General features: G+C 72.6%; 18 protein-coding genes and 1 pseudogene. 8 read left to right on the top strand and 11 right to left on the bottom strand.

The window, feature by feature from the left end; translation table 11 throughout:
- Positions 1 to 16: 16 nt before the first annotated feature.
- From Ae331Ps2_RS00095 to Ae331Ps2_RS00085, 3 genes are read right to left on the bottom strand one after another with little or no spacing between them, the layout of a single operon-like run.
- Entirely contained in the window at positions 17 to 808 is a 792-nt protein-coding gene (locus Ae331Ps2_RS00095; RefSeq protein WP_075311507.1) for an ABC transporter ATP-binding protein, read from the bottom strand.
- Positions 805 to 1,932 (bottom strand): iron ABC transporter permease, encoded by a 1,128-nt coding sequence (locus Ae331Ps2_RS00090; RefSeq protein WP_083695071.1) that lies wholly within the window; start codon positions 1,930 to 1,932, stop codon positions 805 to 807. The genes Ae331Ps2_RS00095 and Ae331Ps2_RS00090 overlap by 4 nt, the downstream gene beginning before the upstream one ends.
- Positions 1,929 to 2,744 (bottom strand): ABC transporter substrate-binding protein, encoded by an 816-nt coding sequence (locus tag Ae331Ps2_RS00085; RefSeq protein ID WP_170918319.1) that lies wholly within the window; start codon positions 2,742 to 2,744, stop codon positions 1,929 to 1,931. Before Ae331Ps2_RS00085 ends, Ae331Ps2_RS00090 begins: the two co-directional genes overlap by 4 nt.
- A gap of 404 nt (positions 2,745 to 3,148) precedes the next feature.
- Between Ae331Ps2_RS00085 and Ae331Ps2_RS00080 the strand changes: the two genes are divergently transcribed.
- From Ae331Ps2_RS00080 to Ae331Ps2_RS00055, 6 genes are all read left to right on the top strand, one after another.
- Positions 3,149 to 4,522, top strand: a complete 1,374-nt coding sequence (locus tag Ae331Ps2_RS00080; RefSeq protein ID WP_083695070.1) for an MFS transporter — start codon at positions 3,149 to 3,151, stop codon at positions 4,520 to 4,522.
- On the top strand, positions 4,522 to 6,363 hold the full coding sequence (asnB, locus tag Ae331Ps2_RS00075; RefSeq protein ID WP_075311511.1) for an asparagine synthase (glutamine-hydrolyzing): 1,842 nt from the start codon (positions 4,522 to 4,524) through the stop codon (positions 6,361 to 6,363). The genes Ae331Ps2_RS00080 and asnB overlap by 1 nt, the downstream gene beginning before the upstream one ends.
- A 10-nt stretch (positions 6,364 to 6,373) precedes the next feature.
- Positions 6,374 to 7,621: a cytochrome P450 gene (locus Ae331Ps2_RS00070; protein ID WP_075311513.1), complete on the top strand. Its 1,248-nt coding sequence runs from the start codon at positions 6,374 to 6,376 to the stop codon at positions 7,619 to 7,621.
- A gap of 58 nt (positions 7,622 to 7,679) precedes the next feature.
- The gene (locus Ae331Ps2_RS00065) at positions 7,680 to 8,651 is read left to right on the top strand and encodes an isocyanide synthase family protein (RefSeq protein ID WP_233147483.1); all 972 of its coding nucleotides are present in this window, start codon (positions 7,680 to 7,682) and stop codon (positions 8,649 to 8,651) included.
- A 615-nt stretch (positions 8,652 to 9,266) separates the two neighbouring features.
- Positions 9,267 to 10,634: an alpha/beta hydrolase gene (locus Ae331Ps2_RS00060; RefSeq protein ID WP_170918320.1), complete on the top strand. Its 1,368-nt coding sequence runs from the start codon at positions 9,267 to 9,269 to the stop codon at positions 10,632 to 10,634.
- A gap of 89 nt (positions 10,635 to 10,723) precedes the next feature.
- Positions 10,724 to 11,368 carry a TetR/AcrR family transcriptional regulator gene (locus tag Ae331Ps2_RS00055; protein ID WP_020624307.1) on the top strand — a complete coding sequence of 215 codons (645 nt, stop codon included), beginning with the start codon at positions 10,724 to 10,726 and terminating at the stop codon, positions 11,366 to 11,368.
- Positions 11,369 to 11,378: 10 nt separating this feature from the next.
- Here Ae331Ps2_RS00055 and Ae331Ps2_RS00050 read toward each other — a convergent pair whose 3' ends face one another.
- From Ae331Ps2_RS00050 to Ae331Ps2_RS00020, 7 genes are all read right to left on the bottom strand, one after another.
- On the bottom strand, positions 11,379 to 12,398 hold the full coding sequence (locus Ae331Ps2_RS00050) for an LLM class F420-dependent oxidoreductase (protein WP_075313082.1): 1,020 nt from the start codon (positions 12,396 to 12,398) through the stop codon (positions 11,379 to 11,381).
- A gap of 91 nt (positions 12,399 to 12,489) precedes the next feature.
- A complete protein-coding gene (locus Ae331Ps2_RS00045) occupies positions 12,490 to 14,259 on the bottom strand; it encodes an acyclic terpene utilization AtuA family protein (protein ID WP_075311517.1) in 1,770 nt (589 codons plus the stop codon).
- Complete coding sequence (locus tag Ae331Ps2_RS00040; protein WP_233147484.1) at positions 14,256 to 15,113, bottom strand: TIGR03084 family metal-binding protein; 858 nt, start codon at positions 15,111 to 15,113, stop codon at positions 14,256 to 14,258. Before Ae331Ps2_RS00040 ends, Ae331Ps2_RS00045 begins: the two co-directional genes overlap by 4 nt.
- Positions 15,098 to 15,859 (bottom strand): enoyl-CoA hydratase/isomerase family protein, encoded by a 762-nt coding sequence (locus tag Ae331Ps2_RS00035; RefSeq protein ID WP_020624311.1) that lies wholly within the window; start codon positions 15,857 to 15,859, stop codon positions 15,098 to 15,100. The genes Ae331Ps2_RS00040 and Ae331Ps2_RS00035 overlap by 16 nt, the downstream gene beginning before the upstream one ends.
- Position 15,860: 1 nt before the next feature.
- Positions 15,861 to 17,843 (bottom strand): biotin carboxylase N-terminal domain-containing protein, encoded by a 1,983-nt coding sequence (locus Ae331Ps2_RS00030; RefSeq protein ID WP_075311521.1) that lies wholly within the window; start codon positions 17,841 to 17,843, stop codon positions 15,861 to 15,863.
- Positions 17,844 to 17,851: 8 nt separating this feature from the next.
- Positions 17,852 to 19,453, bottom strand: a complete 1,602-nt coding sequence (locus Ae331Ps2_RS00025) for an acyl-CoA carboxylase subunit beta (RefSeq protein ID WP_075311523.1) — start codon at positions 19,451 to 19,453, stop codon at positions 17,852 to 17,854.
- Between the two features lie 12 nt (positions 19,454 to 19,465).
- Positions 19,466 to 20,620 carry an acyl-CoA dehydrogenase family protein gene (locus tag Ae331Ps2_RS00020; RefSeq protein ID WP_020624314.1) on the bottom strand — a complete coding sequence of 385 codons (1,155 nt, stop codon included), beginning with the start codon at positions 20,618 to 20,620 and terminating at the stop codon, positions 19,466 to 19,468.
- A gap of 261 nt (positions 20,621 to 20,881) precedes the next feature.
- Here Ae331Ps2_RS00020 and Ae331Ps2_RS00015 point away from each other — a divergent pair, with 261 nt between their 5' ends.
- Together Ae331Ps2_RS00015 and Ae331Ps2_RS00010 are read left to right on the top strand one after the other, a co-directional pair.
- The gene (locus Ae331Ps2_RS00015; protein ID WP_075311525.1) at positions 20,882 to 22,561 is read left to right on the top strand and encodes an AMP-binding protein; all 1,680 of its coding nucleotides are present in this window, start codon (positions 20,882 to 20,884) and stop codon (positions 22,559 to 22,561) included.
- An 11-nt stretch (positions 22,562 to 22,572) separates the two neighbouring features.
- The gene (locus Ae331Ps2_RS00010) at positions 22,573 to 23,421 is read left to right on the top strand and encodes an enoyl-CoA hydratase/isomerase family protein (RefSeq protein ID WP_170918321.1); all 849 of its coding nucleotides are present in this window, start codon (positions 22,573 to 22,575) and stop codon (positions 23,419 to 23,421) included.
- Positions 23,422 to 23,886: 465 nt separating this feature from the next.
- On the opposite strand, the pseudogene Ae331Ps2_RS31730 reads toward Ae331Ps2_RS00010, so the two are convergent.
- Positions 23,887 to 24,338 (bottom strand): annotated as a pseudogene (locus Ae331Ps2_RS31730) (hypothetical protein); the annotation flags it as partial.

Here is a 24,338-nt window from a genome sequence, read left to right as displayed (position 1 = left end):
CCGGGTGCCGGTGCGGTCACTCAGCGGCCCGACCGGCGCCCAGCTCGCGCAGCAGTACCCGGGGCGCCCCGGTCACGGGGTCCGCGACGATCGAGCCGTCGACCCGGAAGTGCGCCGCGAGCAGCCCGGGGGTCAACACCTCGGTCGGTGCGCCCAGTGCCGCGACGCGGCCCGCGGACAGCACGGCGACCAGGTCGGCGTACTGGGCGGCGAGGTCGAGGGAGTGCAGCGCGGCGACGACGGTGATCCCGAGGTCCCTGGCCAGCCGCAGGACTCCGAGCTGGTGACGGGGGTCGAGGTGGTTGGTGGGCTCGTCGAGCACCAGGACCCGGGGCTGCTGGGCCAGCGCACGGGCGAGGAGCACCCGTTGGCGTTCCCCGCCGGACAGCTCCGACAGCGGGCGGGCGGAGAACGCGGTACAGCCGGTGCGCTCCAGCGCGTCGGCGACGACGGCGGTGTCACCGGGGCCGGGACGCCCGAACGTGCCCAGGTGCGGGGAGCGACCGAGCATCACGGCCTCCCACGCGGTGAAGTCGAACCCGCCGGGGTCGTCCTGGGCGAGCACCCCGACCGCGCGGGCGTTGTCGCGGTGCGGCATCGCGGCCAGGTCGTCGTCGCCGAGCAGCAGATGCCCGCGCACTGGCTTGAGCACCCGGTAGAGGCTCTTGAGAAGGGTGGACTTGCCCGATCCGTTGGGCCCGACGAGGGCGAGCACCGCGCCGTCGGGGACGGTCAGGGTGGCGTCGTGCACGACCGGGTCCCCGCCGTGGCCGACGCTGACGCCGTCGATCACGAGCCGGGAGCTCACACCCCCACCGCCCCGGTCGCGCTGCGGCGCAGCACGTACAGGAAGAAGGGCACGCCGATCGCGGCGGTGAGGATGCCGATCGGGAGCTCGGTCGGGGCGAGCACGAGACGGGCGGCGGTGTCGGACCAGACGACGACCAGCGCGCCGAGCAGCACGCACACCGGCAGGGTGCGGCGGTGGTCGGCGCCGAACAGCAGCCGGGCCAGGTTCGGCACGACCAGCCCGACGAACCCGATGCTGCCCGACACCGCGACGACCGCCCCGGTGAGCAGCCCGGTGAGAACGAACAGCGCCGCTCGCAGCCGGGTCGGGTCGGTACCGAGCGCCGAGGCCGCGTCCTCGCCGAGTACGAGCAGGTTGACCCGGTTCGCCTGCCACCACAGCGGGACCAGCAGCACCCCGACCACCGCTGCGGACAGCCCGAGCAGGTCCCAGCGGGCCCCGGCGAGGCTTCCGAGCATCCAGAACAGGACCTGCTGCTGGGCATCGGTGTTGCGGGTGCGCAGCAGCAGGAACGAGGTGACGCCACCGAGCAGCTGCCCGACCGCGACGCCGGCGAGCACCATCCGGGTCGCGTGCAGCCGTCCACGGACCCGGGACAGGACGAAGACGCCCACCCCGGTGAGCACCGCTCCGGCGAACGCGGCGGCGGGCAGGGTGAACAGCCCGGCCGTCGCGGTCCCGATCGTGGTGATGACCAGGACGGCGCCGACCGAGGCACCCGATGACAGCCCCAGGATGTAGGGGTCGCCGATCGGGTTGCGGACCATCGCCTGCACCAGCAGACCGGCGACGGCCAGCCCCGCCCCGACGACGACGCCGAGCAGCACCCGCGGGGTACGCAGCTCCCAGACGATGAAGTCCTCGGCCCGGTCGATCCCGGAGGAACCCCCGGTCAGGTGGGCGGTCACGGCGTCGAGCACCCGTCCGGGCGGGATCGACACGGGGCCGAGCCCGATCGCCACGACGACCGAGGCCAACAGGGCGAGCAGCAGCCCGGTGAGCACCGCCGCCGGCGGCACCCGGCCGAGCAGGCCGCCGGTCGCGGGAGCCGGGTACGGCACGGAAGAGCCCGGGCCACCGGAGGGCCTACCGGCCCGCGCGGTCTCGTCGTGGGTGGTCATCCGGTGCCGTGGATTCCCTTCGCGATCGTGGCGACGGCCTGCCCGTTGAGCACGCTGGGGGACAGGGTGATCGACTGCGGGACGGTGACCAGCCGGTTCTCGCGCACTGCGGTCGTCGAGGCGAGGACGGGACTGGACCGGATGGCCGCGATCAGCTCGGCGTCGCTCTGCGGGGAGAACCCGGTGATCACGACGATCGCCTGCGGGTCGAGCGCGGCGACCTGCTCGGCGGACAGGCTCGCGAAGTCGCCGTCCTGGTCGGCGGCGATGTTCTGTCCGCCGGCGAGGGTGATGATGCCGTTGGCGAGGCCGGAGCCGCCCTGGGTCATCAGCGGCTGGGCGGTCTGCGGGGCAGAGGACAGCGCCAGCACCCGGACCGGCGCGGTGCCGGGGGCGGGTGCCGCCGCGGCGACCTGGGCCCTGATCCGGTCGACCAGCTGCGTACCCCGTTCCTGCGCGCCGAAGACGGTCGCGACCTGCTGGATGAACGCGTAGGTCTCGTCGATGTCCTGCACCGGCGAGGGTGCGTCCTCGCAGGCCACCAGGCTGGCGGCGCCGGCCTGCCGCAGCCGCTCCACCGAGGGGGTGCCGTCGAAACCGCCGAAGCTGTAGCTGGAGATCCCGACGACGAGGTCGGGCTTCGCCGCGACGACCGACTCGGTGGTGCCCTGTCCGGGGTCCAGCACCGGGATCGAGTCGAGCTCGGTCCGCTCGGTGCCGGTGAAGGCCGCGAAGAAGTCCGGGGCGGCGGTACCGACGATCCGTTCACGTTGGCCGAGCTCGTTCAGGACTGCGGCGGCCCCGCCGTCCATCGTGACCACGCGCCGGGGCGGGGCCGCGAGCTGCGGTGTCGGGGGGGCAGGCGGGTGCGGCCGGGTGTCCGGCACCGCCCGCCGACGATCCGCCCCCGTCCCCACCCTCGTGACCTGCGTGGCCGGCGGCCGGTGCGCCGCTGCCGCACCCGGCCAGCAGGAGGACCGTGGCGGCGAGGGCGGCCACTGCCGTCGTGATCGTCCGTCGGTGTCGTCGCACCCGCACACGTCCTTCATGCCGTACTCGTCCTGGACACCTCACCAGTCGGCGTCCGCGGTCGATCAGTTCCTCCGGTCGTCGTCATGACGTGTGACGTGGATCGCGCCGTTCGGCCGTATCGCCCGGGAACTCGACCACGTGTGGTGACGACTCGTCACTCGACGGTGTGGCGATCGGAGGTGGAGTGGTCGAGGACGGAACGGCGTCGGAGCCGGCCGGGCAGGTGCGTGACGACCGGGCCGCGGTCGCGGTGGCGGGCCTGCTGTCGTTCACGGCGATGTTCGACATGAACGTCGTCACCGTGGCCCTGCCGCGGATCGCGGAGGGATTCGGCGCCGATCCCCGGTCGGTCCAGTGGGTTGTGCTGGCGTATGCGATCCCGGCCGTGGCGCTGCTGCTGCCGGCGGGGCGGTGGCTGGACCGGGTCGCCGTGCGACCCGCCCTGCTCACCGCCGTCGGTGTCTTCGCCGCCGCGAACCTCACGGCCGTGGTCGCGCCGTCGCTGCCGGTGCTGGTCGGGCTGCGCGTTCTGCAGGGTGCCGGCGGCGCGGTGCTGATGGTGCTCATGCCGGTGCTCGCGGTGGCTGCGGTCGCCCCGCAGCGTCGGGGCCGGGCGATGGCGGTGCCCGCGACGGCCGGCCCGATCGGCGGGGTGCTGGGTCCCGCGGTGGGCGGGCCGATGATCGAGCTGGCCGGCTGGCGCGTCGCGTTCGTCCCGGTGGTCGCGTTGTCGCTGGTCGCGGTCGTGCTGGTCCGCCGGTCGCGGATCCCCGCCGGGGTGCTGGCCGGGCCGGACCGGGCGGGCCTGGTCGACGCCGCACTGCTCCTCGCCGGTCTCGGACTCGTGTGTGCCGTCGCCACCGGTGTTCTCGCCGGTCCGGCGGTGGTGGCCGCGGCGATCGTGGTCGCGGTCGCCGCGCTCGCCACCTCGGCGTCGCGCCCCGGCGCTCGCGCGGTCGCCGCGGCGCTTCGGCCGCGTGGCGTCGCGCCCGCCGCCGCCGTGGCCCTGCTCGCCGGGGCGTTCGCGGCCGCCTCGTACCTGGTCGCCGTCGGGTTGCAGGCCGGGGGCTCCGGTCCCGCCGCCGCCGGGCTGGCGCTGCTGGCGTTCCCGCTGGGGATGGTCGTGGCCGGGCCGCCCGCTGGCCGGCTCGCCGACCGCTTCTCCCCGCGCGCGGTCGCGGTCGCCGGCGTCGCCCTCGCCGCGGTCGGCTTCACGCTGCTCGCCGCGCTCCCCGACGGGGCGTCCTGGACCCCGGTCGACGTCGCCTGGCGGGTGGTGCTGGCCGGACTGGGCACCGGACTCTACGGCGGCCCCACCCAGGTGCTCGTCCTCGCCGGAGCCGCGCGGGACCGGATGGCGACCGCCGGCGCCGGCGTGCAGTGCGCCCGCGCCCTCGGTTTCGCGGTCGGCCCGGCCGCCGCCGCGCTCGCCTGGAACACCGACGGCACGGTGCTCGCCACCCGTCCCGCCCTCGTCGTCACGGCGCTCACGGCCGTCGTCGCCGCGTTGCTGCTGATCGGGCACCGCGATCGTCCCACCACCGAGGAGATCCCCTGATGTGTGGCATCGCCGGCCTGGCCGAGCCCGCTCCCGCCGCCGACCCGGCGGCGCTCCGCGCGGTCGCCGAGGCCATGGCCGCGACCCAGGTCCTGCGCGGGCCCGACGCCGGCGGGGTGTGGCACGACGAACGCGCCGCGCTCGGGCACCGCCGCCTCGCGGTGATCGACCTCGACGGTGGCGTGCAGCCGATGCTCGCCGGCAGCGAGGGCACCCGCACCGTCCTGTCCTACTCCGGCGAGGTCTACAACCACCACGAGCTGCGCGCCGAGCTGCGCTCGCGCGGGCACCGGTTCGACACGCGCAGCGACACCGAGGTCGTGCTCGCCGGGTACCGGGAGTGGGGGCTCGCCGTGCTCGACCGGCTGGAGGGCATGTTCGCGTTCGCGGTGTGGGACCAGCCGACCGGCCGGCTCGTACTGGGCCGCGACCGGCTCGGCGTCAAACCGTTGTACTGGGCCCGCACCCCGACCGGTGGCGTCGCGTTCGGCTCCGAGCCCAAGGCCCTGTTCGCCCACCCCGGTATCGACCCGGTCGCCGACGTCGAGAGCCTGCGCGACGGCTACTCGCTGCTGTTCTCCACCTGGCCCGGCGTCTACGCCGGTGTCGCGGAGGTCGAGCCCGGCGGGTGGCTGCTGTTCGACGCCGACGGCGAGCGCACCGGCCGCTACTGGCAGCTGGAGCTGCGGGAGCACACCGACGGCCCCGAGGCGACCGCCGACCACGTCGCGGCGCTCGTCGAGCGGGCCGCCCGGTCCCGGCTGGAGGCCGACGTCGAGATCTGCAGCCTGCTCTCGGGCGGGCTCGACTCCTCGGTCGTGACCGCGTTCGCCGCGGCAGAACTCCGCGACCGTCACGGGCCCGACGCGGTGCTGCGCTCCTACGCCGTCGACTACACCGACCAGGCCCGCGAGTTCACCGGCGACGTCCTGCGCACCGGGCACGACACCCCCTACGCGGCCGAGGCCGGGGCGCACATCGGCACCGACCACTCGGTGACCGTCCTCGACCCGGCGGCGCTGCTCGACCTGGAGCACCGGCGCGCCGTCGTCGCGGCCCGGGACTCCCCGATCGGCGTCGGCGACATGGACACCTCGCTGTACCTGCTGTTCGGTCGGATCCGCGAGCACTCGACGGTCGCGCTGTCCGGGGAGGCCGCCGACGAGGTGTTCGGCGGCTACCCCTGGTTCCACGCCGAGCGTCCGCGGGCCGCGGCGACGTTCCCGTGGCTGCTGGTCACCGGCGACGACGCGGCGGTCCCGCTGCACCCCGACCTCGCGGCCGCCATGCGGCTCGGGGAGTTCCGCGCCGACACCTACGCCGACGCGCTCGCCGCCGTCCCGCACCACGACGACGAGTCACCCGAGCAGCACCGCTCGCGCGAGCTGCAGCACCTCTCGCTCACCCGCTGGGTGCGTCAGCTCCTGCACCGCAAGGACCGGCTGTCGATGGCGCACGGCCTGGAGGTCCGCGTGCCCTACTGCGACCACCGCCTCGTCGAGTACGCGTTCTCGGTCCCGTGGAGCGAGCAGACCCGCGACGGCCGGGAGAAGTCGCTGCTGCGCAGAGCGGGTGCGAAGCACCTGCCCGACTCGGTGCTGTGGCGGGCCAAGAACCACTATCCGGCCACCCACGACCCCGGCTACGCCACCGGGCTGCAGGAGCTGGCCCGCGACGCCCTGACCGTCGACGGCGTCACCGACGTCGTCGACCGCACCCGCATCGACCCGCTGCTCGACGCGCCCGCGGAGGGGCTCGACTGGGGCACCCGGCTGCGCCTGGAGCGGGTCGTCGACCTCGCCCTGTGGCTCGACGTCGCGCGGCCCGCGCTGCGGATCTGAGAGGACACCGATGATCTCCCACCACGAGACCGAGCCGGTCCCGCTCGTCGGCCCGGACTACAAGCGCGACCCCTACCCGCTCTACGGGGAGCTGCGCCGCCGTTGCCCGATCCACCGGGTGGCGTTCCCCAGCGGTGTGCACGCCTGGCTGGTCACGGGCTACGACGCCGCCCACGCCACCCTGAACGACCGGCGCCTGGGCAAGGACCACCGCCTGGGCAACGACCGCTGGCGGGCGCGGGCGTCGATCATGCCCGAACCGCAGCACTCCCAGCTGCAGGTCCACCTGCTGCACCAGGACCCGCCCACCCACACCGTCATGCGACGGCTGGTGACCGAGTCCTTCACCCCGCGGGCTGCCGAGGAGCTGCGCCCACGGCTGCAGGAGATCGCCGACCGGCTCCTGGACGACCTGACGGCCACCGACGGACCGGTGGACCTGGTCGCGGGGTTCGCCGCCCACTTCCCGTTCGCCGTGCTGGCCCTGGCGATCGGGCTGCCCGACGAGCTCGCGTCGGGGTTCCGGCGGGAGTGGGGCGGCGTCGTCGCCCCGGTCGGGCCCTCCGACCCGCGCCGCGCCCACTACGAGGGGCTGCTGCACGGGCTGCAGGACTACATCGCGCGGGTCGTCGACGGCGTGCGGGACCTGCCCGGCGGCGGGCTGCTCACCCGTCTGGTCGCGGCCCGCGACGCCGACGAGCTCACCGCGGAGCAGCTCGACTCCATGGTCTTCCAGCTGCTCGTGGCCGGGCAGGAGCCGGTGACGAACCAGATCACCACCGCGCTGGTCGCGCTGCTGCACCGCCCCGACGAGCTCGACCGCCTCGCCGCCGACCCGGAGCTGCTGCCGCGCGCGGTGGAGGAGCTGCTGCGCTACGACAGCGCGTTCGAGCTCACCACCTGGCGGTTCCTCGCCGAGACCGACGAGCTGCACGGCCGCGAGGTCCCCGCCGGGGACTCGGTGATCGTGTCGCTGTGCGCGGCCAACCGCGACCCGCGCCGCTTCGACCGAGCCGACGAGCTGGTGCTCGACCGCAGCCCGAACCCGCACCTCGCGTTCGGACACGGCATCCACTTCTGTCCTGGCGCCGCGCTGGCCCGCGTCGAGCTGCAGGTCGCGTTGGGCACCCTGCTCGCCCGGCTGCCCGGCATGCGGTTCGCCACCGATCCCGCCGCGCTCGACTGGACCCCGGCCGTGCTGGGCCGCGGTGTCCGCGCACTCCTCGTGACCCACGACGCGTCGTCGCACGCCCGCTGACCCGACCGACACCCACCACGCCGTCGTCACCCGTGGCGACCCGCCGATCGGAGCATCGTTGATCGCCTGTGCCCCGGACCCGGTCACCGACCGGACCCGCACCGACGCCGTCGTCGAGGACGTCCTCGACATCCTGCTGCGCCACCGGCGCGCCCCGCGCGACGAGCCGGCGCCCGAGCCCTCCGCCTTCGACCCGCAGCGCGCCCAGATCCGGGCCGCCGTCACCGCCGGTACACCACTGCGGCTGGTGCTACCGGCGTTCCCCTGCAAGTCCCCGAACCCGGCCAAGGTGCTCGGCCGGCTGCCCGACGCGGGGGAGCGGCTGTCGCTGCACCACCTGGACCGCGTCCGGGCCGAGATCGCCGCCGTGCACGAACCGGGTGCGCGGGTGCTCGTCTGCTCCGACGGGCACGTCTTCGCCGACCTCATCGGAGTGCCCGACGGGCACGTCGACGACTACGGCGCCGCACTCCGCGAGCTCGCCGCGGCGGAGCGGCTGCCGGGCTTCGAGTTCTTCGACCTGTCGGACGCCTACCCCGATCGCAGCCACTCCGAACGCCGTGCGCTGCTCGACCGGCTGTGGGCGCCGTCGGTCGAGCAGTTGCGGGAGCGCTGCCGCGCCGACCCCTCCGAACGCGCGCTCTACCTGGGGATCGTGCGGTTCCTCGTCGAGGACGCCGGCGACCACGAGGGCAGCCGCGCCGCCCTGCAGCGCCGCTCCCGGGAGCGCGGCTACCGGGTCGTGGCCCGCAGCAACGCCTGGAGCGCGCTGGTCGCCGATCGGTTCCCCGACGGCGTGCGGCTGTCCATCCACCCGCATCCGGCCGGCTCGTCGAAGCTGGGTGTGCGCCTAGTGCCGGCCGACGACGCATGGATGACCCCGTGGCACTCGTGCGCGGTGCGGGGGCGGGACGGGACCTGGTCGCTCCAGCGGGCCGACCGGGCCCGTCGTTCGGGCGGCCTGGTCAGGCGCGCGGGACGACCTGACCACGTCGCCGCTGGTCGGCCCGGTACAGGATGGTCGCCGTGATCACGCGGGCCGTCCTCCGGCGGGTGCCCGTCCCACCGCCGGACGCCGGTGGCGTGGCCCCGGCGGTTGCCGTACTGCTGGTCGCCACCGTCGATGACCCATGACGCCGTGCGGGGCCCGGCCTGATGGCCGGGCCCCGCAACTACAGAGACACTTCTACTGATCCAGATGTCCGGGGGCTTCTCTAATGATCATCCTCCCGCTCGTCTCGATCCTTCGCCGTCCCTCTGGCGTTCAGACCGTTCACGTTTTGCGCGTGCGAAGTTAACCATCGTCGGCGCTCCGGTCAAGCCCTTCTCGGTCGTCCCTCGCAGTGGCGTGGCGACTCGCGCCGTCGGGCAGCGCCTCGGTCCTCACGAGGTTCCGCAGTGAGGCAGCAGGCCCACGGTGAAGGCCTGCCGGTTGGCCCGGGTCCAACTCCACAAGTGAATCTGGATCACTTGCGCTGCCGAAGGTGACGGCCGCTTGTCGGTCTGCATGAGGCTGTGCCGCCTTCCGACGCTCGTTACGTGCCGACTACCGGCAGCATGCGTGCTCCATCACTCGATCGGTCTGCATCTGGTGGGCAGCGTGCTCGTTGTTGAGAACAGCCATTCACTAAAGAGAGGCTCGATCATGAGGAGACACGTCCGCGGCGCCATAGCCGTCGCTGCGGCCGTAGCAGCGCTGGTCGGTGTGGTCGGTGTGGCCGGGGCGGCGCCGGACACGCCCGCCGCGCCCCGTGACTACGGAACCCCGACCTCCGCGGAGAACAAGACCTGCCCCTTCGCCGGGCAGATCCCGGTGTCGATCCCGGCGGTGGCCGCTCCGGCCGGGACGTCGTTGCCCGGAACGGCGGGGCTGAACCTGAAGGAGCCTTCGGTCCCGTCCTCCATCTACGGCGAACTGTGCATGAGCCGGGAAGCTCTGGCGGACGCGAAGGCCGGTCGTCCGCCCGCAGTGCTCGTGCTGATCCACGGCATCACCTACGGCACCCACTACTGGGACTTCCCCTACCAGCCGGAGAGGTACTCGGCGGTGAACGCCCTCATCCGCCACGGCTACGCGACCCTCAACATCGACCGGATCGGGCACGGTCGCTCCGACCACCCGCTCAGCGCGCTCACCACCACGGCCGCTCAGGCCGAGACCATCCACCAGCTGATCAGCAAGCTGAAGCAGGGTGCGATCGGTGATGTCGCCTTCGATCACGTCACCACGGTCGGGCACTCGTACGGATCGGTCATCGCCTGGTTCGAGTCGAGCCTCTACAACGACACCGACGCGGTCATCGCCACCGGCTACACCGACCGCGTCGGAGCGATCAACGCGGTGCCGCTGATCCTCACCGGCGGCCCGGCCGCGTTGGACCCGGTGACCGCGGACGAGCCGTGGGCGAAGGACCCGGGCTACCTCCAGGTCCGCCAGGGCAGCCGCAACATCCCGGCGCTCTACCACGAGCCGAACGCCGACCCGGCCGTGATCGAGAAGGACAACGAGCTGGCGAACACGGTGACGGTACCGGAGCTCGCGACGTTCCCGGCGCCGGAGTACACCGGGATGCACAAGAACATCACCATCCCGACCTTCACCATCAACGGTGAGTTCGACACCCTGGTGTGCGGCGCGAACCAGCAGGAGTGCGCCACGGATGCGGGGCACGACGCCTCGCCCCAGGAGCTGGAGGCCGCGTCGACCCGGCTGCGGGAGTGGGAGGCCCCGGCACACGACTCCGCAGCCTGTTTCCGCGCGGCCGCGGTCCCGGACGCCGGGCACGACATCAACCTGCACCTCAACGCACAGCAGGCCTTCGCCCAGATCGCCTACTTCGCGGACGAGGCGTCAGGGGTCCACGGCGAGAACGTCGACGGCTACCGCGCCGGGTGCCGGACGCAGGCGCCGCAGCTGAGCGACGTCCTGCCGGAGACGACCAGGCTGGTACCACCGGTGCCCGTCGACGGCGTCGGCACGCTCGGCGACCCGAAGGGGCTCCCGATCGGCTGACCGTCGGATGACACGTCGGCCACGCCCGAACCCGGGAGTGGCCGACGTGTGTCATGGTGATTCCGGCTGGTGGAGACGGAGGTGTGCCTGTGCCCGGGGAGCGTGGTCCGAGGCGGCGTGATCCTGCCCGTAAGACGCGGATCCTGACCGCGGCCGCCGATCTGATCTCCCGCAACGGCTACCACACCGTGGGGATGGCGGACATCGGCACGGCCGCCGGCATCGTCGGCTCCGGGATCTACCGGCACTTCCCCAGCAAGTCCGCCATCCTGGCCGTGCTGCTGGACAAGGTCATGGACAACCTCCGTACCGGAGCGTCGGAGGTGGTGGAGTCGGCCGTCGACGACCGGGCGGCGGTCACCGCGTTGGTACGGAACCACGTCGAGGTGGCGATCCGTGATCGGCGGATTCTCCAGGTGTACCACCGCGAGGCGCGCAACCTCCCGGAGGAGGACCTGCGCCGGCTCCGGCGCGCGCAGCGGCACTACATCGAGGAGTGGGTCGCGGTCGCTGCACCGCTGCGCCCGGGAATGCCCGACGCCGAGGTCCGGCTGCTCGTGCACGCCGCGATCGGCAGCATCCAGAGCATCCTGTTCCACAACTCGGGTCTACCGCCTGCTCGGCTCGCCGAACTCCTGAGCGGCGCTGCGCACTCGTGTCTGGGGATTGCGCCCGCGCAGGACGTGCCCGGGCGCCGACCGGCCGTCGACGGCGCCCTCGAGGAAGGTGCCTGATCCCAGCCACTCAGAGGACCGCGGTGGCCAGGGTGTCGAGGTCGGCAGGCAGGCCCTGCACGGCGAGGGAGCCGACCACCGTGCTCTCCCAGCGCCCGATCTCCTCCCGGATCTTGCCCGGCGGTCCGACGAGTGCGACCTCCTCGACCAGCGAGGTGGGGATCGCCGCCGCGGCGGCGGCCTTCTCGCCGCGCAGATAGAGGTCCTGGACCCTGGCCGCGAGCTCGGCGTGTCCCATGCGGGCGAACACGTCGTGGTGGAAGTTCGCGCCGCGGGCGCCCATGCCGCCCATGTACAGGGCGAGGTCGGGGCGGACCCGGTCGGCGGCGCGCTCGACGTCGGTGTCGACGACGACGGGCAGGGTGCAGACGACCTCGAACCGCTCCGGCCTGCCGCCGCGTCTCGCGAAGCCGGCGTCGAGGGCCTCGCGGTAGAAGCCGTCGAAGGCGGGGGAGAAGAACATCGCGTGCCAGCCGTCGGCGATCTCGGCGGCGAGCGCGACGTTGCGCGGCCCCTCGGCGCCGAGCTGGATCGGCAGGTCGGGACGCAGGATGTGCAGCGACGACTTCAGCGGCTTGCCGAGCCCGGTGCCGCCACGCAACGGGAGCTGGTGGAACTCGCCGTCGTGGTCGAGCGGTTCCGCGCGGGCAAGGACCCGGCGCACCACGTCGACGTACTCGCGGGTCCGGGCGAGCGGGCGGGGGTAGGCGACGCCGTGCCAGCCCTCGGAGACCTGTGGGCCGGACGCACCCAGCCCGAGGACGACCTGGCCGCCGGAGAGCTGGTCCAGCGTCGCCGCGGTGGTGGCGGTGGCGGTGGGGGTCCGCGCGGGGATCTGCGCGACGGCCGTCCCGAGCCGGATCCGGCTGGTCACGGCCGCGGCGTAGGCCAGCGGGGTGAAGACGTCCGAGCCGTAGGCCTCGGCGAACCACAGGCCGTCGAAGCCCAGGTCCTCGATCCGCCGGACGGTCTCGGCGAAGTCCGCGGGCACTCCCCGGAAGAAGTGCCCGACGTTGACGCCCACGGGCAGAGCCATCCGAACCTCTCTCACAGAAGGAGGCCCGCCCACCGCCAAGGGGGTGAGGCGGCGGACGGGCGGGTGGGTCACCCCGCCACCCCGGTCAGTCCGACAGCAGGGCGACGGGGATGTCGACGAGGCGGCTGCGCAGGTACTCGCCCAGGCCCTTGGCCTGCGGGTCGGGTCGGGTGGCCGAGGCGACCCCGGCGCCGAGGAGCCCGACCACGACGACGTTCAGCGCGCGCAGGTTGGGCAGGTCGAAGCGGCGGATCTCCAGCTCGGCCGCCTCCGGGAGCAGCTCGCGCACGCGTTCGACCGTGAGATGGCCGCGGAGCCACTCGTACTCGGCATCGGTCCGGGTCCAGACGCCGATGTTGGCGTTGCCGCCCTTGTCCCCGGCCCGGGCCGCCGCGATCTCGCCCAGCGGGAGCCTGCGGGTGGGGCCCTCGACCGCCGCCGGCACGACGGGCGCGGCCGCCCCGGGCACCTCACCGGTGACCGGGGCGTGGGGCACGGCTCTCGTGGTGCCGTCGGGCAGCGTGACCAGATGCCGGACCTCGGAGGCGGGCACGAGGGTGGGCCAGTAGACGCCGAAGGCGCTCTCGGCCGTGGGTGGGGTCGTGGTGTGGAACCCCGGGTAGCCGCCGAGTGCGAGTTCCATCGTCGTATTGGAGAAGGCCCGGCCGACCTTGCGCCGGTCGGGGTCCTTGACCGTGACCCGCAGGTGCGCGGTGGCCTGGGCGTTGGTGGGGGCGTCCGGGTGGTCGAAGCGCAGCAGCTGCACGTCGAACTCCGCGAAGCGGTCCCGTCCGCCGAGCAGCTCCACGAGCTGCTGCTCCGCCCAGGCCGCCTTCTCCTCGATGCGGGTGCCGGTCAGGACGAGGGTCATGGTGTTGCGGTAGCCGCCCTCGTAGTTCAGGGCCACCTTCAGCTGGTCCGTGGGCGCGCTGCCCCTGACCCCGGAGATCCGGACCCGGTGCTCCCCCTCCTGGGCCAGGTACAGGGAGTCGAAGTGCGCCACCGCGTCCGGGCCGAGGTAGGCGGGCTCCCCGATCTCGTAGAGCAGCTGCGCGGTGACGGTGCCCGGCGAGACCAGGCCCCCGGTGTCGGGCTGCTTGGTGATCACGCTGGAGCCGTCGGCGGCGATCTCGGCGAGGGGGAAGCCGGGGTAGCGGCGGTCGGTGACCTCCTCGAAGAAGGAGTAGTTGCCGCCGGTGGCCTGGGGCCCGCACTCGATCACGTGTCCGGCGGCCATGGCGCCGGCGATGGCGTCGAAGTCCGTCTGCTCCCAGCCGTGCCACCAGGCTGCGGGGCCGACGACGACGGACGCGTCGGTGACCCGCCCGGTGACGACGATGTCGGCCCCGGCACGCAGGGCCTCGGTGATGCCCCAGGCACCCAGGTAGGCGTTGGCGGACACGGGGTTCACCCCGGCGTCGGCGAGCGTGGCGCCGGTGTCGAGGTGGGCCAGGGCGTGACCGGCGGCCTGGATCTCGTCGAGGCGCTCGACGAGGTCGTCACCGTGCACGTAGGCGATCCTCGGGGCGAGGCCGAGGCGTTCGGCCAGGGCGGCCAGGTCGGTGGCCAGCCCGGCGGGGTTGAGTCCGCCCGCGTTGGACACGATCCTGACGCCCCGGTCCAGACAAGTGCCCAGGACGTGCTCGACCTGGGTGAGGAAGGTCCTGGCGTAGCCGCCGTTCGGGTCCTTCTGCCGGGCCTTGTACAGGATGAGCATGGTGAGTTCGGCGAGGTAGTCGCCGGTCAGGACGTCGATCGGCCCGCCCTCGACCATCTCCCGGGCGGCGCTGATGCGGTCGCCGTAGAAGCCGGAGCAGTTGCCGATCCGTACCGGGCGGCTCGGGTCGGGGGTCATCGGAGCCCTCCAGTGCGTGCCGGTTCGGGAGCGGGTCGGGTCGGCTCGGCGACCGCGCCGGAGGCGCGGCCCGGTCCGGGCGGGTTGGCGAACGCCTGCGCGATGGAGATCCACTCTGCTGCGACCGGCCCGCTGACCTGCAGGTCGGTGTCGGAGGGGTGCCTGCGCTGGGTCACCGTGAGACAGAAGCCCAGCGCGGAGCCGGTGACCCGGTCCGTCGCGTCCTCGGGGCCCCAGGTCCAGGTGTCCCCGGAGGGGGCCGCGAGCTCGACCCGTACCGGGGTCGTCGGGATCTTGCGCCCGTTGTTGAGGTAGGTGAAGCCGAAGGTCTGCACGCCGAGGTGGGCGACGTGGCGGAGCCGGTCGGTGGGCTCGCGCCGGTAGCCGAGGGTGTCGGCGACGTCCTGGCCGTGTGCCCAGGTCTCCATCAGCCGCGCGGTCACGCAGGACAGTGCGCTCATGTCCGGCCCGTACCAGGGCAACCGCGCCTTGGGCGCCGCGTCGCGGAACGCGTCGACCAACGCGGCGCGCGCCCGCGCGAACCAGGCCCGCACCTCGTCGGCGGGCAGCGAGGCGTGCTCCGCGGCGATCCGGTCGGGGAAGGATGGGCCCTCCGCCGTGAGCACTGCCGCGTCCCGCCGGAACGCCTCGGGATCGACGACGGCCTGGGTGGCGGTCTCGTCGAAGTAGGCCAGGTGGGTCAGCTGGTCCCGGATGGTCCAGCCCGCGGCCGGGGTGGGTGCGGAGAAGCCAGCGTCGTCGAGGTCGGCGATCATCGCCGCGACCACGCGGGACTCGGCCTCCAGGTCGTCGAGCACCTGGTCGAGGAGGCCGGCCATCAGATGCCCTGCCATACGGGAGCGCGCTTCTCGCGGAAGGACAGCGGCCCCTCCTGAGCGTCCTTCGACAGGTACACCGGCTCCCAGATCTCCTCGGCCAGGTCGTAGGCCTCGGCGCGGGTGTGGCTGGCGGACAGGTACGCCGTGCGCTTGGCGGCGAGCACCGACAGCGGCGCGTTGGCGGCGATCCGCTCGGCCAGCGCCTGGGTGTGCGTGCGCAGCTCGTCGGCGGGCACGACGTCGTTGACCAGGCCGTAGCCCTGAGCCTCCGTGGCGCCGATCGGGTCGCCGGTGAGCAGGATCTTCATTGCGACGCGGGGTGGGACCAGCCAGGACAGCGGCGCCGCCCACGGGGATCCCCGGCCGATCTTGACCTCGGAGATCGCGAAGCGGGCGTGCTCGGCGGCGACGACGAGATCGCACTGTTGGGCGAGCAGGAACCCACCGCCGTAGGCGATGCCGTTGACCGCGGCGATCGTCGGCTTGGGCACGTCGATGTTGCGGCCGAGCTGGGGCAGGAAGTCCGGCGGCGGCACCTGCAGGGCGACGTCGTTCATCTCCTTCAGGTCGCCGCCCGCGCAGAAGGCCTTCTCACCGGATCCGGTGAGGACCAGGACCTTCGCCGTGTCGTCGGCGTTGAACCGGCGGACGCCGTCGAACAGACCCTCACGGACCGCCCTGCTCAGCGCGTTGCGCGCGTCCGGGCGGTCGATGGTCAGCCAGGCGACGCCGTCGGTCACCTCGTAGGTCACGTCGCTCATGTCAGGCCTCCACCTCGTCGATGACGGCGAGGACCTCGCCGGACTCCACGGTGTCGCCGACCCGGACCCCCAGCTCGGTGACGGTGCCCGCCACGGGAGCACGCACGGAGTGCTCCATCTTCATCGCCTCGAACACCACGACGACCGCACCCTGCTCGACCTGTTCCCCGACCTCGGCCGCGACCCGCAGGACGGTGCCGGGCATGGGCGCGAGCAACGAGCCGGGCGCGGCGTCGGTCCCGGGCTCGGGGAGCCGCGGTCGCTCGACGAGTGTGGTGCCGCCGAGGACGCTGTCCACGTAGGCGGTGTCGCCGACGCGGTGCACCCGCACGGCCCGGCGGATGCCGCCGACCCGGAGGTCGACGAGGTCGTCGGTGGCCTCGATGACGGCGACGTCGGCCAGGCCGGTCGCGTTGACGCTCGCCGTCAGGGCGCCGCGGACGAGCCGGTAGGTCACGTCGATCTCGTGGTCGCCCCACCGGTACTCGGCGTGCTGGGGGGCGCTGCGGACGTTCCGCCAGCCCGTCGGGACCGGTCGCTGCACCCGGGCTCCCGCGCGACGGCCGGACTGCTCGGCCAGGGCCGCCGCGAGTGCGTGGACCGCGAGGGTGTTCTCGTCCGGGGTGCCGACGAGCGCGGTGGGCTCGTGCCGGCTCAGATAGCCGGTGTCGGTCCTCCCGGCCAGGAACTCCGGCTCGCGCAGGATCGCGACGAGCAGGTCCCGGTTGGTGACCAGACCGTGCACCTCGGCCTCGGACAGCGCCCGGGCGAGCCTGCGCGCGGCCTCGGTGCGGGTGCGGCCGTGCGCGATGACCTTGGCCAGCATGGGGTCGTAGTGCGTGCCGACGACCGAGCCGTCCCGCACACCGGTGTCCACCCGTACGCCGGGCAGGGCCGGTACGTGGAAGCGGCGCAGGGTGCCCGAGCCGGGCAGGTAGTCCTGGGTCGGGTCCTCGGCGTAGAGCCGGGCCTCGATCGCGTGGCCGCTGATCGTGGCCCCCGTGACCTCCGGGGGCAGCGGCTCGCCCTCGGCGACCGCGATCTGCAGCGCCACCAGGTCCAGGCCGGTGATCTCCTCGGTGACCGGGTGCTCGACCTGCAGCCGGGTGTTGACCTCGAGGAAGAAGAACTCTCCGTTCTGCGCCATGACGAACTCGACGGTCCCGGCGCCGGTGTAGCCGATGGCCGCGCCCGCGGCGACGGCCGCGTCCCCGAGCTGGGCCCGCAGTGCCTCGTCGACCGCGGGGGAGGGGGCCTCCTCGACGATCTTCTGGTAGCGGCGCTGGATCGAGCACTCGCGTTCGAACAGGTGCACCACGGTGCCGTGGGTGTCGCCGAAGATCTGCACCTCGACGTGGCGCGGGTCCTCCACGAACCGCTCGAGGAACACCGTGCCGTCGCCGAAGGCCGACGCGGCCTCACGACGGGCGCCGAGAACGGCGTCGACCACCTCGTCGGCGGAGCGGACGATCCGCATGCCGCGACCGCCGCCGCCGAAGGCGGCCTTGACCAGCAGCGGGTAGCCGATCCCACCGGCCAGCTCGCGGACCTCGTCGGGGGCCGGGTCGGAATCGATCGTGGCGCCGGGAAGGACGGGGACGCCGGCCTTCTCCATCAGTTCCTTCGCCGCGATCTTCGACCCCATCGCCTCGATGGCCTCGACCGGCGGGCCGACGAAGGTGATCCCGGCTGCTGCGCAGGCACGGGCGAAGTCGGCGTTCTCGGACAGGAACCCGTAGCCCGGGTGGATGGCGTCGGCACCGGTGAGCCGCGCGGCCTCGATGATCAGCTCGGTCCTCAGGTAGGTCTCCGACGGGGCGGCACCGGGGAGCCGCACCGCCTCGTCGGCGGCATCGACGAACAGCGTGTCGGCGTCCGGGTCGGAGTGGACGGCGACGGTGGCGATGTCCAGTGCACGGGCGGAGCGGATGATCCGCTCGGCGATCTCCCCGCGGTTGGCCACCAGCAGTTTGTGGATGGTCATGTCCTCACTCACATCCGGAAGACGCCGTAGCCACGCTGGCCGGCGACGATGTTGGAGTGTGCGGTCGACAGGGCGATGCCGAGCACGGTGCGGGTGTCGCGGGGGTCGATCAGGCCGTCGTCGTAGAGCCGGGCGGTGACGAAGAACGAGTGCGACTCGGACTCGATCTGGGCCTCGATGGCGGCCCGGTTGCGCTCGTCGGCCTCGGCGTCGAACTCGCGGCCCGACGACGCGGCGGAGGCCTTCGCGACGATCGACATCACGCCGGCGAGCTGGGTGGCCCCCATGACCGCGAGCCGCGAGCCCGCCCAGGCGAACATCAGCCGGGGGTCGTAGGCGCGTCCCGACATCCCGTAGTTCCCGGCGCCGAACGAGGCTGCCAGGTTCATCGTGATGTGCGGGACCTTGCTGTTGGCCACCGAGTTGATCATCTTGGAGCCGTCCTTGATGATCCCGCCCTGCTCGTAGCTCTTGCCGACCATGTAGCCGGTGGTGTTCTGCAGGAAGATCAGCGGCGTGTCCGTCTGGTTGGCGAGCTGGATGAACTCGCTGGCCTTCTTGGCCTCCTCGCTGAACAGGACGCCGCGGGCGTTGGCGAGGATGCCGACGGGGTAGCCGTGGATCGAGGCCCACCCGGTCACGAGGCTGGTTCCCCACAGCGGCTTGTACTCACCGAAGCGGGAGCCGTCGACCACGCGGGCGATGACCTCGCGCGGGTCGAAGGGCACCTTGATGTCCGCCGGCGCGATGCCGAGGAGCTCGTCGGGGTCGTAGAGCGGCTCGTCGGCCGGGAGGGTGGGGCCGGGGCCCAGCTTGTGCCAGTGGAGCTCGGAGACGATCCGGCGGCCGATCCGGATGGCGTCCCGTTCGTCGACGGCGAAGTGGTCGCAGAGCCCGGAGACCTTCGCGTGCATGGCCGCGCCGCCGAGTTCCTCGTTGTCGGCGTCCTCGCCGGTGGCCATCTTGACCAGCGGGGGGCCGCCGAGGAACACCTTGGCCTGCTGGTCGACCATCACCGCGTAGTCACACATCCCCGGCACGTAGGCGCCGCCCGCGGTGGAGTTGCCGAACACCAGCGCGATCGTCGGGATCGCCATCGAGGAGAGCTCGGTGAGGTCGTGGAAGATCTTGCCCGCGTGGACGAAGAGCTCGGACTGGGTCGGCAGGTCCGCCCCGCCGGACTCCACCAGGTTGATCGTGGGGAGCCGGTTGATCCGGGCGATCTCCAGGGCACGCAACGTCTTCTTCAGCGAGTAGGGGTTCATCGCGCCGCCGCGCACGGTGGGGTCGTGGGCGATGATCATGCACTCGACGCCGGAGACGACACCGATCCCGGTCACGATCGAGGCGCCGACGGGGAACTGGGTGCCCCAGGCGGCGAGCGTGGACAGCTCGAGGAAGCTCGCGTCCCGGTCGAGGAGCAGCTCGATGCGCTCGCGCACGAGGAGGCGGCCGCGGTCGCGGTGGCGCTTCTGGTAGCGCTCACCACCTCCGGCGATGGCAGCCTGGACCTGCTCGTCGAGTTCGGCGAGAACCTGCTCGGAGTGCTTGCGGTTGGCGAGGTAGACCTCGTCGGAGGTGTTCAGCGCGGAGCGCAGGACGGTCGTCATCGGACGCTCCTTCTAGTACGAGCGGGTCAGACCCAGGCTGTGCTGGGCGACGAAGTTCAGGACCATCTCGCGGCTGACCGGCGCGATCCGCAGCAGGCGCGAGATGCCCCAGTAGGGCAGCAGGCCGTACTCGGTGGCCAGACCGTTGCCGCCGTGGGTCTGGATCGCGGCCTCGACCGCGGCGCCCGCGGCCTCGGCGGCGGCGTACTTCGCCATGTTCGAGGCCTCGCCCGCGGGGAGTCTCTCGTCGTGCAGCCAGGCGGCCTTGGACGTCATCAGGGCGGCGAGGTCGGTCTCGATGCGGGCCTTGGCCAGTGGGTGTGACACACCCTGGTGGCTCGCGATCGGGGCGTCCCAGACCGTGCGGCTCGTGGCGTAGTCCGAGGCCTGGGCGAGCACGTGGCGGGCCACACCGACACAGACCGCCGCGCCGGTGATCCGCTCCGGGTTCAGCCCGTGGAAGACCTGGTGGAAGCCCTGGCCCTCCTCGCCGACCAGCGCGCTCGCGGGCAACCGCATGTCGTCGAAGTGCAGCGTGAACTGCTTCTCCGGCAGCATCGCCGACACCGGGAGCGGGGTCCTGTGGAGGCCCGGAGTGTCGGTGGGCACGAGGAACAGCGAGAGCGTGCCCTTACCGGTGGCCTCGTCCTTGCCGGTGCGGGTGACCAGCAGGATCGCCTCGGCCTCGTCCACCCCGGAGATGTAGTACTTGGCCCCGTTGACCACCCAGTCACCGCCGTCGCGGGTGGCGACGGTGGAGAGCTTGTGGGTGTTGGATCCCGCGTCGGGCTCGGTGATCGCGAAGACCACCTTGGACTCACCGGAGGCCATGCGCGGCAGGTAGTGCTGCTTCTGCTCGGCGGTGCCGAAGTCGGCGATCATCTCCCCGGAGATGGCTGCCGAGACCAGCAGCAGCAACAGCGGACAGCCCGCCGCGGCGGTTTCCTCACAGACCATCGCGAGCTCTGCCATGCCCGCGCCCCCGCCGCCGTACTCCTCCGGCAGGTTGATGCCGAGGAACCCGCTCGCGCCGAGCTCGGACCACAGCTCGGTGGTCGGCTCACCGGCCTCGGCCCGCGGCACGTAGTACTCCGGACCGAACTTGGCGGTGATCGCCCGCACCGTCTCTCGCAGGTCCCTGTGCTCGGAGCTCTCGCGAAAGTCCACACCGACTCCTCTGTCCTCTGCGTAGGGGCGGACGACGACGTCCGCTGAGTGCATCATCGTTCACTAAGTCGGAGGTGGCAAGTCTCGGCGCCGAGTGCGCGGTGAGCTGCTGCTCATCTCGATTGATCTCGGGTGAGAGGTCGCCGGGGTGGGTGGGTGGTCCGCCGGTCACGTTGTGAATTGCTGGTGACTAGGGGGTTGTGATGTACGTCGTGTGACGCGATGCTGTGCGCCGTCAGGTGGATCGGCAAGGAGGCTGGTGTGGACCTGCAGGGACAGCTCGAGAAGATCGACGTCACCCGTCTGCGCGGACGGCGCGCGGTGAACCGGTGGGAACGGACCTCGGTCGGGGACGTGTTCGAGCGTCTGACCTGGAGCTACCCGGACAAGATCGCGATCACCGGCCGCCTCGGTGCGCACGGTGAGGAGCGGTTCGCCTCCGTCACCTACCGTGAGGCGGACGAGATCACCGGCCAGGTCGCCCACGCCCTGGCGGCTGCGGGGCTCGAGCCGGGGGCGAGGGTTCTCCTGTTCAGCGAGAACTCGGTCGAGGCCTACCTGGCGAAGATCGGTGTCGCGAAGGCGGGGATGGTGGTGGTGCCGGTCAACCCGGCCCTCGCCCCGGACGTGCTCGAGCACCTGATCCGTCAGGTCGAGCCGGGTCTGGCGATCGTCGACGCCGAGCTGTGGCCGCGCGCCGAGGCCGCCTTCGCCGCGACCGGCCTGCGGGTCGGCGCCACGATCACCATCGGCGGCGACCCGGTGGCGGGGAGTGTGGCGTTCGGGGCGTTCCTGGACGGCATGCCGACCACCGAGCCCGACGTCGAGATCCACGCCGACAACATCTGGCAGATCCTCTACACCTCGGGCACCACGGCGATGCCCAAGGGTGCGATGATCTCGCACGGCTCGAGCCATCTCGCCGCCCTGAACTTCACGGTGTCGCTGACCCGTGGGCTCGCTGTCGAGGCCGACCTCAGGGTCGCCACCCACCTGCCGATGATCTACCACGTGGGTGACCAGGTCTTCACCCTGTCCGCGTTCCTGGCGGGTGGGTCCCTCGTCCTGGGACGCCGCCCGGTGCCCGACCAGGTCGCTGCGACGGTCGCGGCCGAGCGCCCCACCGCGCTGTGGGCGGGCTCCCCGCAGTTCGTCACGGCCGTCGTCGGCGAGGCCCGCCGTTCCGGCGCGGACCTGTCCAGCCTGACCGTGCTGGTCTACGGCTGGGGTGCACTCGAGCCCGCGGTGTACGCGGCGTTGCAGGCCGAGGCCCCAGGCCTGGTGGTGCTGGGGATCTTCGGACAGACCGAGGCGATCGCCTGCCACCGGTTCTGGCCCGCGAAGTGGCACGAGATCTACGAGCGCACCGCCCCGGCCGTCAACTACGTCGGCGTCCCGAGCCCGCTGCTCGCCTCCGACGTCGTCGACGAGACGGGCGCGTCGGTGCGTCGGAGCCCGGGTGTCCCGGGGGAGGCGGTGTACCGCAGTCCGACCGTCACGGCGGGCTACTACCTCGACGAGCAGGCGACCCGGGAGGCGTTCCGCGGTGGCTGGTTCCACTCCGGGGACAGCACCTCGGTCGACGAGGACGGCCTGCGGATCATGGTCGACCGGTTCAAGGACATCGTGAAGTCCGGTGGCGAGAACGTCTCCAGCCTGCGGGTGGAGTCCGTCCTGCACGGGCACCCGGCGGTCGAGAAGGCGGCGGTGATCGGCCTGCCGCACGAGCACTGGGGCGAGGCGGTCACGGCGGTCGTGGTGCTGAGAGAGGGAGCCGAGGCAGCGGAGGAGGAGATCCTCGCGCACTGCAGGGCGAAGCTGGGGGGCTACGAGACGCCCAAGGCGGTCGTGTTCGCCGACGCCCTTCCCGAGACCGTGGGCGGCAAGATCCTCAAGTACAAGCTCCGCCGGCAGCATCACGCCCTCTTCGCGCAGGCCTGAGCGAGCACCGGGTGGAGCACACGGAGACCGGTCCGGGTCACGCCTCCGTCGCGCCCGGTCCGGTGCGTGGACGCGGTGAGGCGGTCGAGCGACGTGGGGACCTGATCGAGCTGCAGGTCGTCGACTCGGTCGCGCTGGTCCGTCTCAACCGGCCGCAGCGGCTCAACGCACTCTCCGACGGACTCCTGCACCTGCTCGAGGAGACCGTCGAGGAGGTGGAGGCGGACGAGGGTATCCGCGCCATGGTGATCACGGGGACGGGGTCGGCCTTCTGTACCGGCGCCGACCTCGGGCAGCTCCTGGAGCGGCTCGACGGACGGCAGGGCGAGATCCTGGACTTCGTCCGACGCGCCGGGCGTACCTTCCGCAGGCTCGAGACCTCCCGGCTGCCCGTCGTCGCCGCGGTCAACGGCACCGCGATCGCCGGTGGATTCGAGCTGGTCCTGGCATGCGACGTGGTGTTCGCGGCCGCGGAGGTACGCATGGGCGACGGCCACCTCCGCTACGGGGTGCTGCCTGGTGGCGGAGGAGCGGTCCGGCTGGAGCGGAAGATCCCGGCGAATGCCGCCCGGCGGCTGCTGCTCACCGGCGATCTGGAGTCCGCCGAGCGCTTCCGGGAGTGGGGTCTGGTCCAGGAGATCGTGCCGGCCGCCGGGCTGGTGGACCGGGCACTCGCGTTCTCCCGGAGGCTGGCGACCCGCAGCGCACGCGGTCTGGCCGAGGTGAAACGCGTTGCGACCACGGCCCGGGACCTCCCGACCGAGGAGGCCCTGGAGCTCGAGTACGGGACGTTCGCCGGCCACGTCGCCTCCGAGGACCTGCGCGATGGGCTGCGTGCCTTTCGCGATCGAACCCGATGATGACCGCCGTTCGGTCGGAGAAGGTCATGAGCACCGAGGCGGTTCCGGTCCCCGGTCGCTGCCACGTACCCGACGACCCCGGCTGACGTTCCTCCTCGGTGGACACGAGTCGGGCTTCCGGATCGAGGTGGTGGACAGTCGCTCCCGACGTTGGGGGAGCGGGGCTGTCGGTCCTCGCAGAGGCCGATCCGGCAGGACGGGGACCGGAGCCCGCACGTCCGCCCGCGCTCACGTCCGATCGGCGCGGTGCCTACCCGTGAGGCGCGGGTCGGCAAGTCCATGGCCCATGACGCAGTGCGGGGCCCAGCCCGACGGCTGGGCCCCGCACCTACAGAGACGGTTCGACTGGTCCCGACGTCCGGGCGCTTCTCTCATGACCACACTCCCGCCCGTCTCGATCCTTCGTCGTCCCGCGGAGCGGCGTGGCGACTGATGATCGAAGGTGCGGTCCTGTCCCTGTCGTTCTCACACAGGGTTGCCCGCGGTCTCCGTGGCGGTCACCGCCGCGGGCACCGGCTCGCGCGGCACCAGCAGCATCAGGAGGGCACCGGCGACGGCGAGGCAGGCCATCACGACGAACCCACTGGTGAAGGTGCCCGTGCCCGCGACGATGAAGCCCATCACCGAGGGGGCCACGATGCCGGACGAGGCGAACGCGGCGTCGGCGAACCCGGCTGCGCTGCCCGGCTGGTCCGGGGCGGCGTCGATCGCGGCGACCCACCAGATCCCGCCGGTGACGAAGCCGAAACCGACCCCGAGTGAGATCGAGATCAGTGCGACGGTGAGCGTCGGCGAGATCGCCAGCGGCACCAGCGAGCAGCCCGCGAGCAGCAGGGCCACGCCCATCACCGCGAACCGGCTGCGCACCCGCGGGCTGCGCCGGTAGACCCGGTCGACGATGACGCCGCCGGCCAGTG

The organism is Pseudonocardia sp. Ae331_Ps2 (assembly GCF_001932405.1).
Classification (GTDB): domain Bacteria; phylum Actinomycetota; class Actinomycetes; order Mycobacteriales; family Pseudonocardiaceae; genus Pseudonocardia.
This window is presented reverse-complemented; position numbering and strand designations above follow the sequence as displayed.

Excerpts from the sequence above, each read along its gene's own strand:
- Ae331Ps2_RS00090 (WP_083695071.1), bottom strand. The coding sequence starts at position 1,932 with ATGACCACCCACGACGAGACCGCGCGGGCCGGTAGGCCCTCCGGTGGC.
- Ae331Ps2_RS00085 (WP_170918319.1), bottom strand. The coding sequence starts at position 2,744 with ATGGACGGCGGGGCCGCCGCAGTCCTGAACGAGCTCGGCCAACGTGAA.
- asnB (WP_075311511.1), top strand. The coding sequence starts at position 4,522 with ATGTGTGGCATCGCCGGCCTGGCCGAGCCCGCTCCCGCCGCCGACCCG.
- Ae331Ps2_RS00070 (WP_075311513.1), top strand. The coding sequence starts at position 6,374 with ATGATCTCCCACCACGAGACCGAGCCGGTCCCGCTCGTCGGCCCGGAC.
- Ae331Ps2_RS00060 (WP_170918320.1), top strand. The coding sequence starts at position 9,267 with ATGAGGAGACACGTCCGCGGCGCCATAGCCGTCGCTGCGGCCGTAGCA.
- Ae331Ps2_RS00045 (WP_075311517.1), bottom strand. The coding sequence starts at position 14,259 with ATGACCCCCGACCCGAGCCGCCCGGTACGGATCGGCAACTGCTCCGGC.
- Ae331Ps2_RS00040 (WP_233147484.1), bottom strand. The coding sequence starts at position 15,113 with ATGGCAGGGCATCTGATGGCCGGCCTCCTCGACCAGGTGCTCGACGAC.
- Ae331Ps2_RS00035 (WP_020624311.1), bottom strand. The coding sequence starts at position 15,859 with ATGAGCGACGTGACCTACGAGGTGACCGACGGCGTCGCCTGGCTGACC.
- Ae331Ps2_RS00030 (WP_075311521.1), bottom strand. The coding sequence starts at position 17,843 with ATGACCATCCACAAACTGCTGGTGGCCAACCGCGGGGAGATCGCCGAG.
- Ae331Ps2_RS00025 (WP_075311523.1), bottom strand. The coding sequence starts at position 19,453 with ATGACGACCGTCCTGCGCTCCGCGCTGAACACCTCCGACGAGGTCTAC.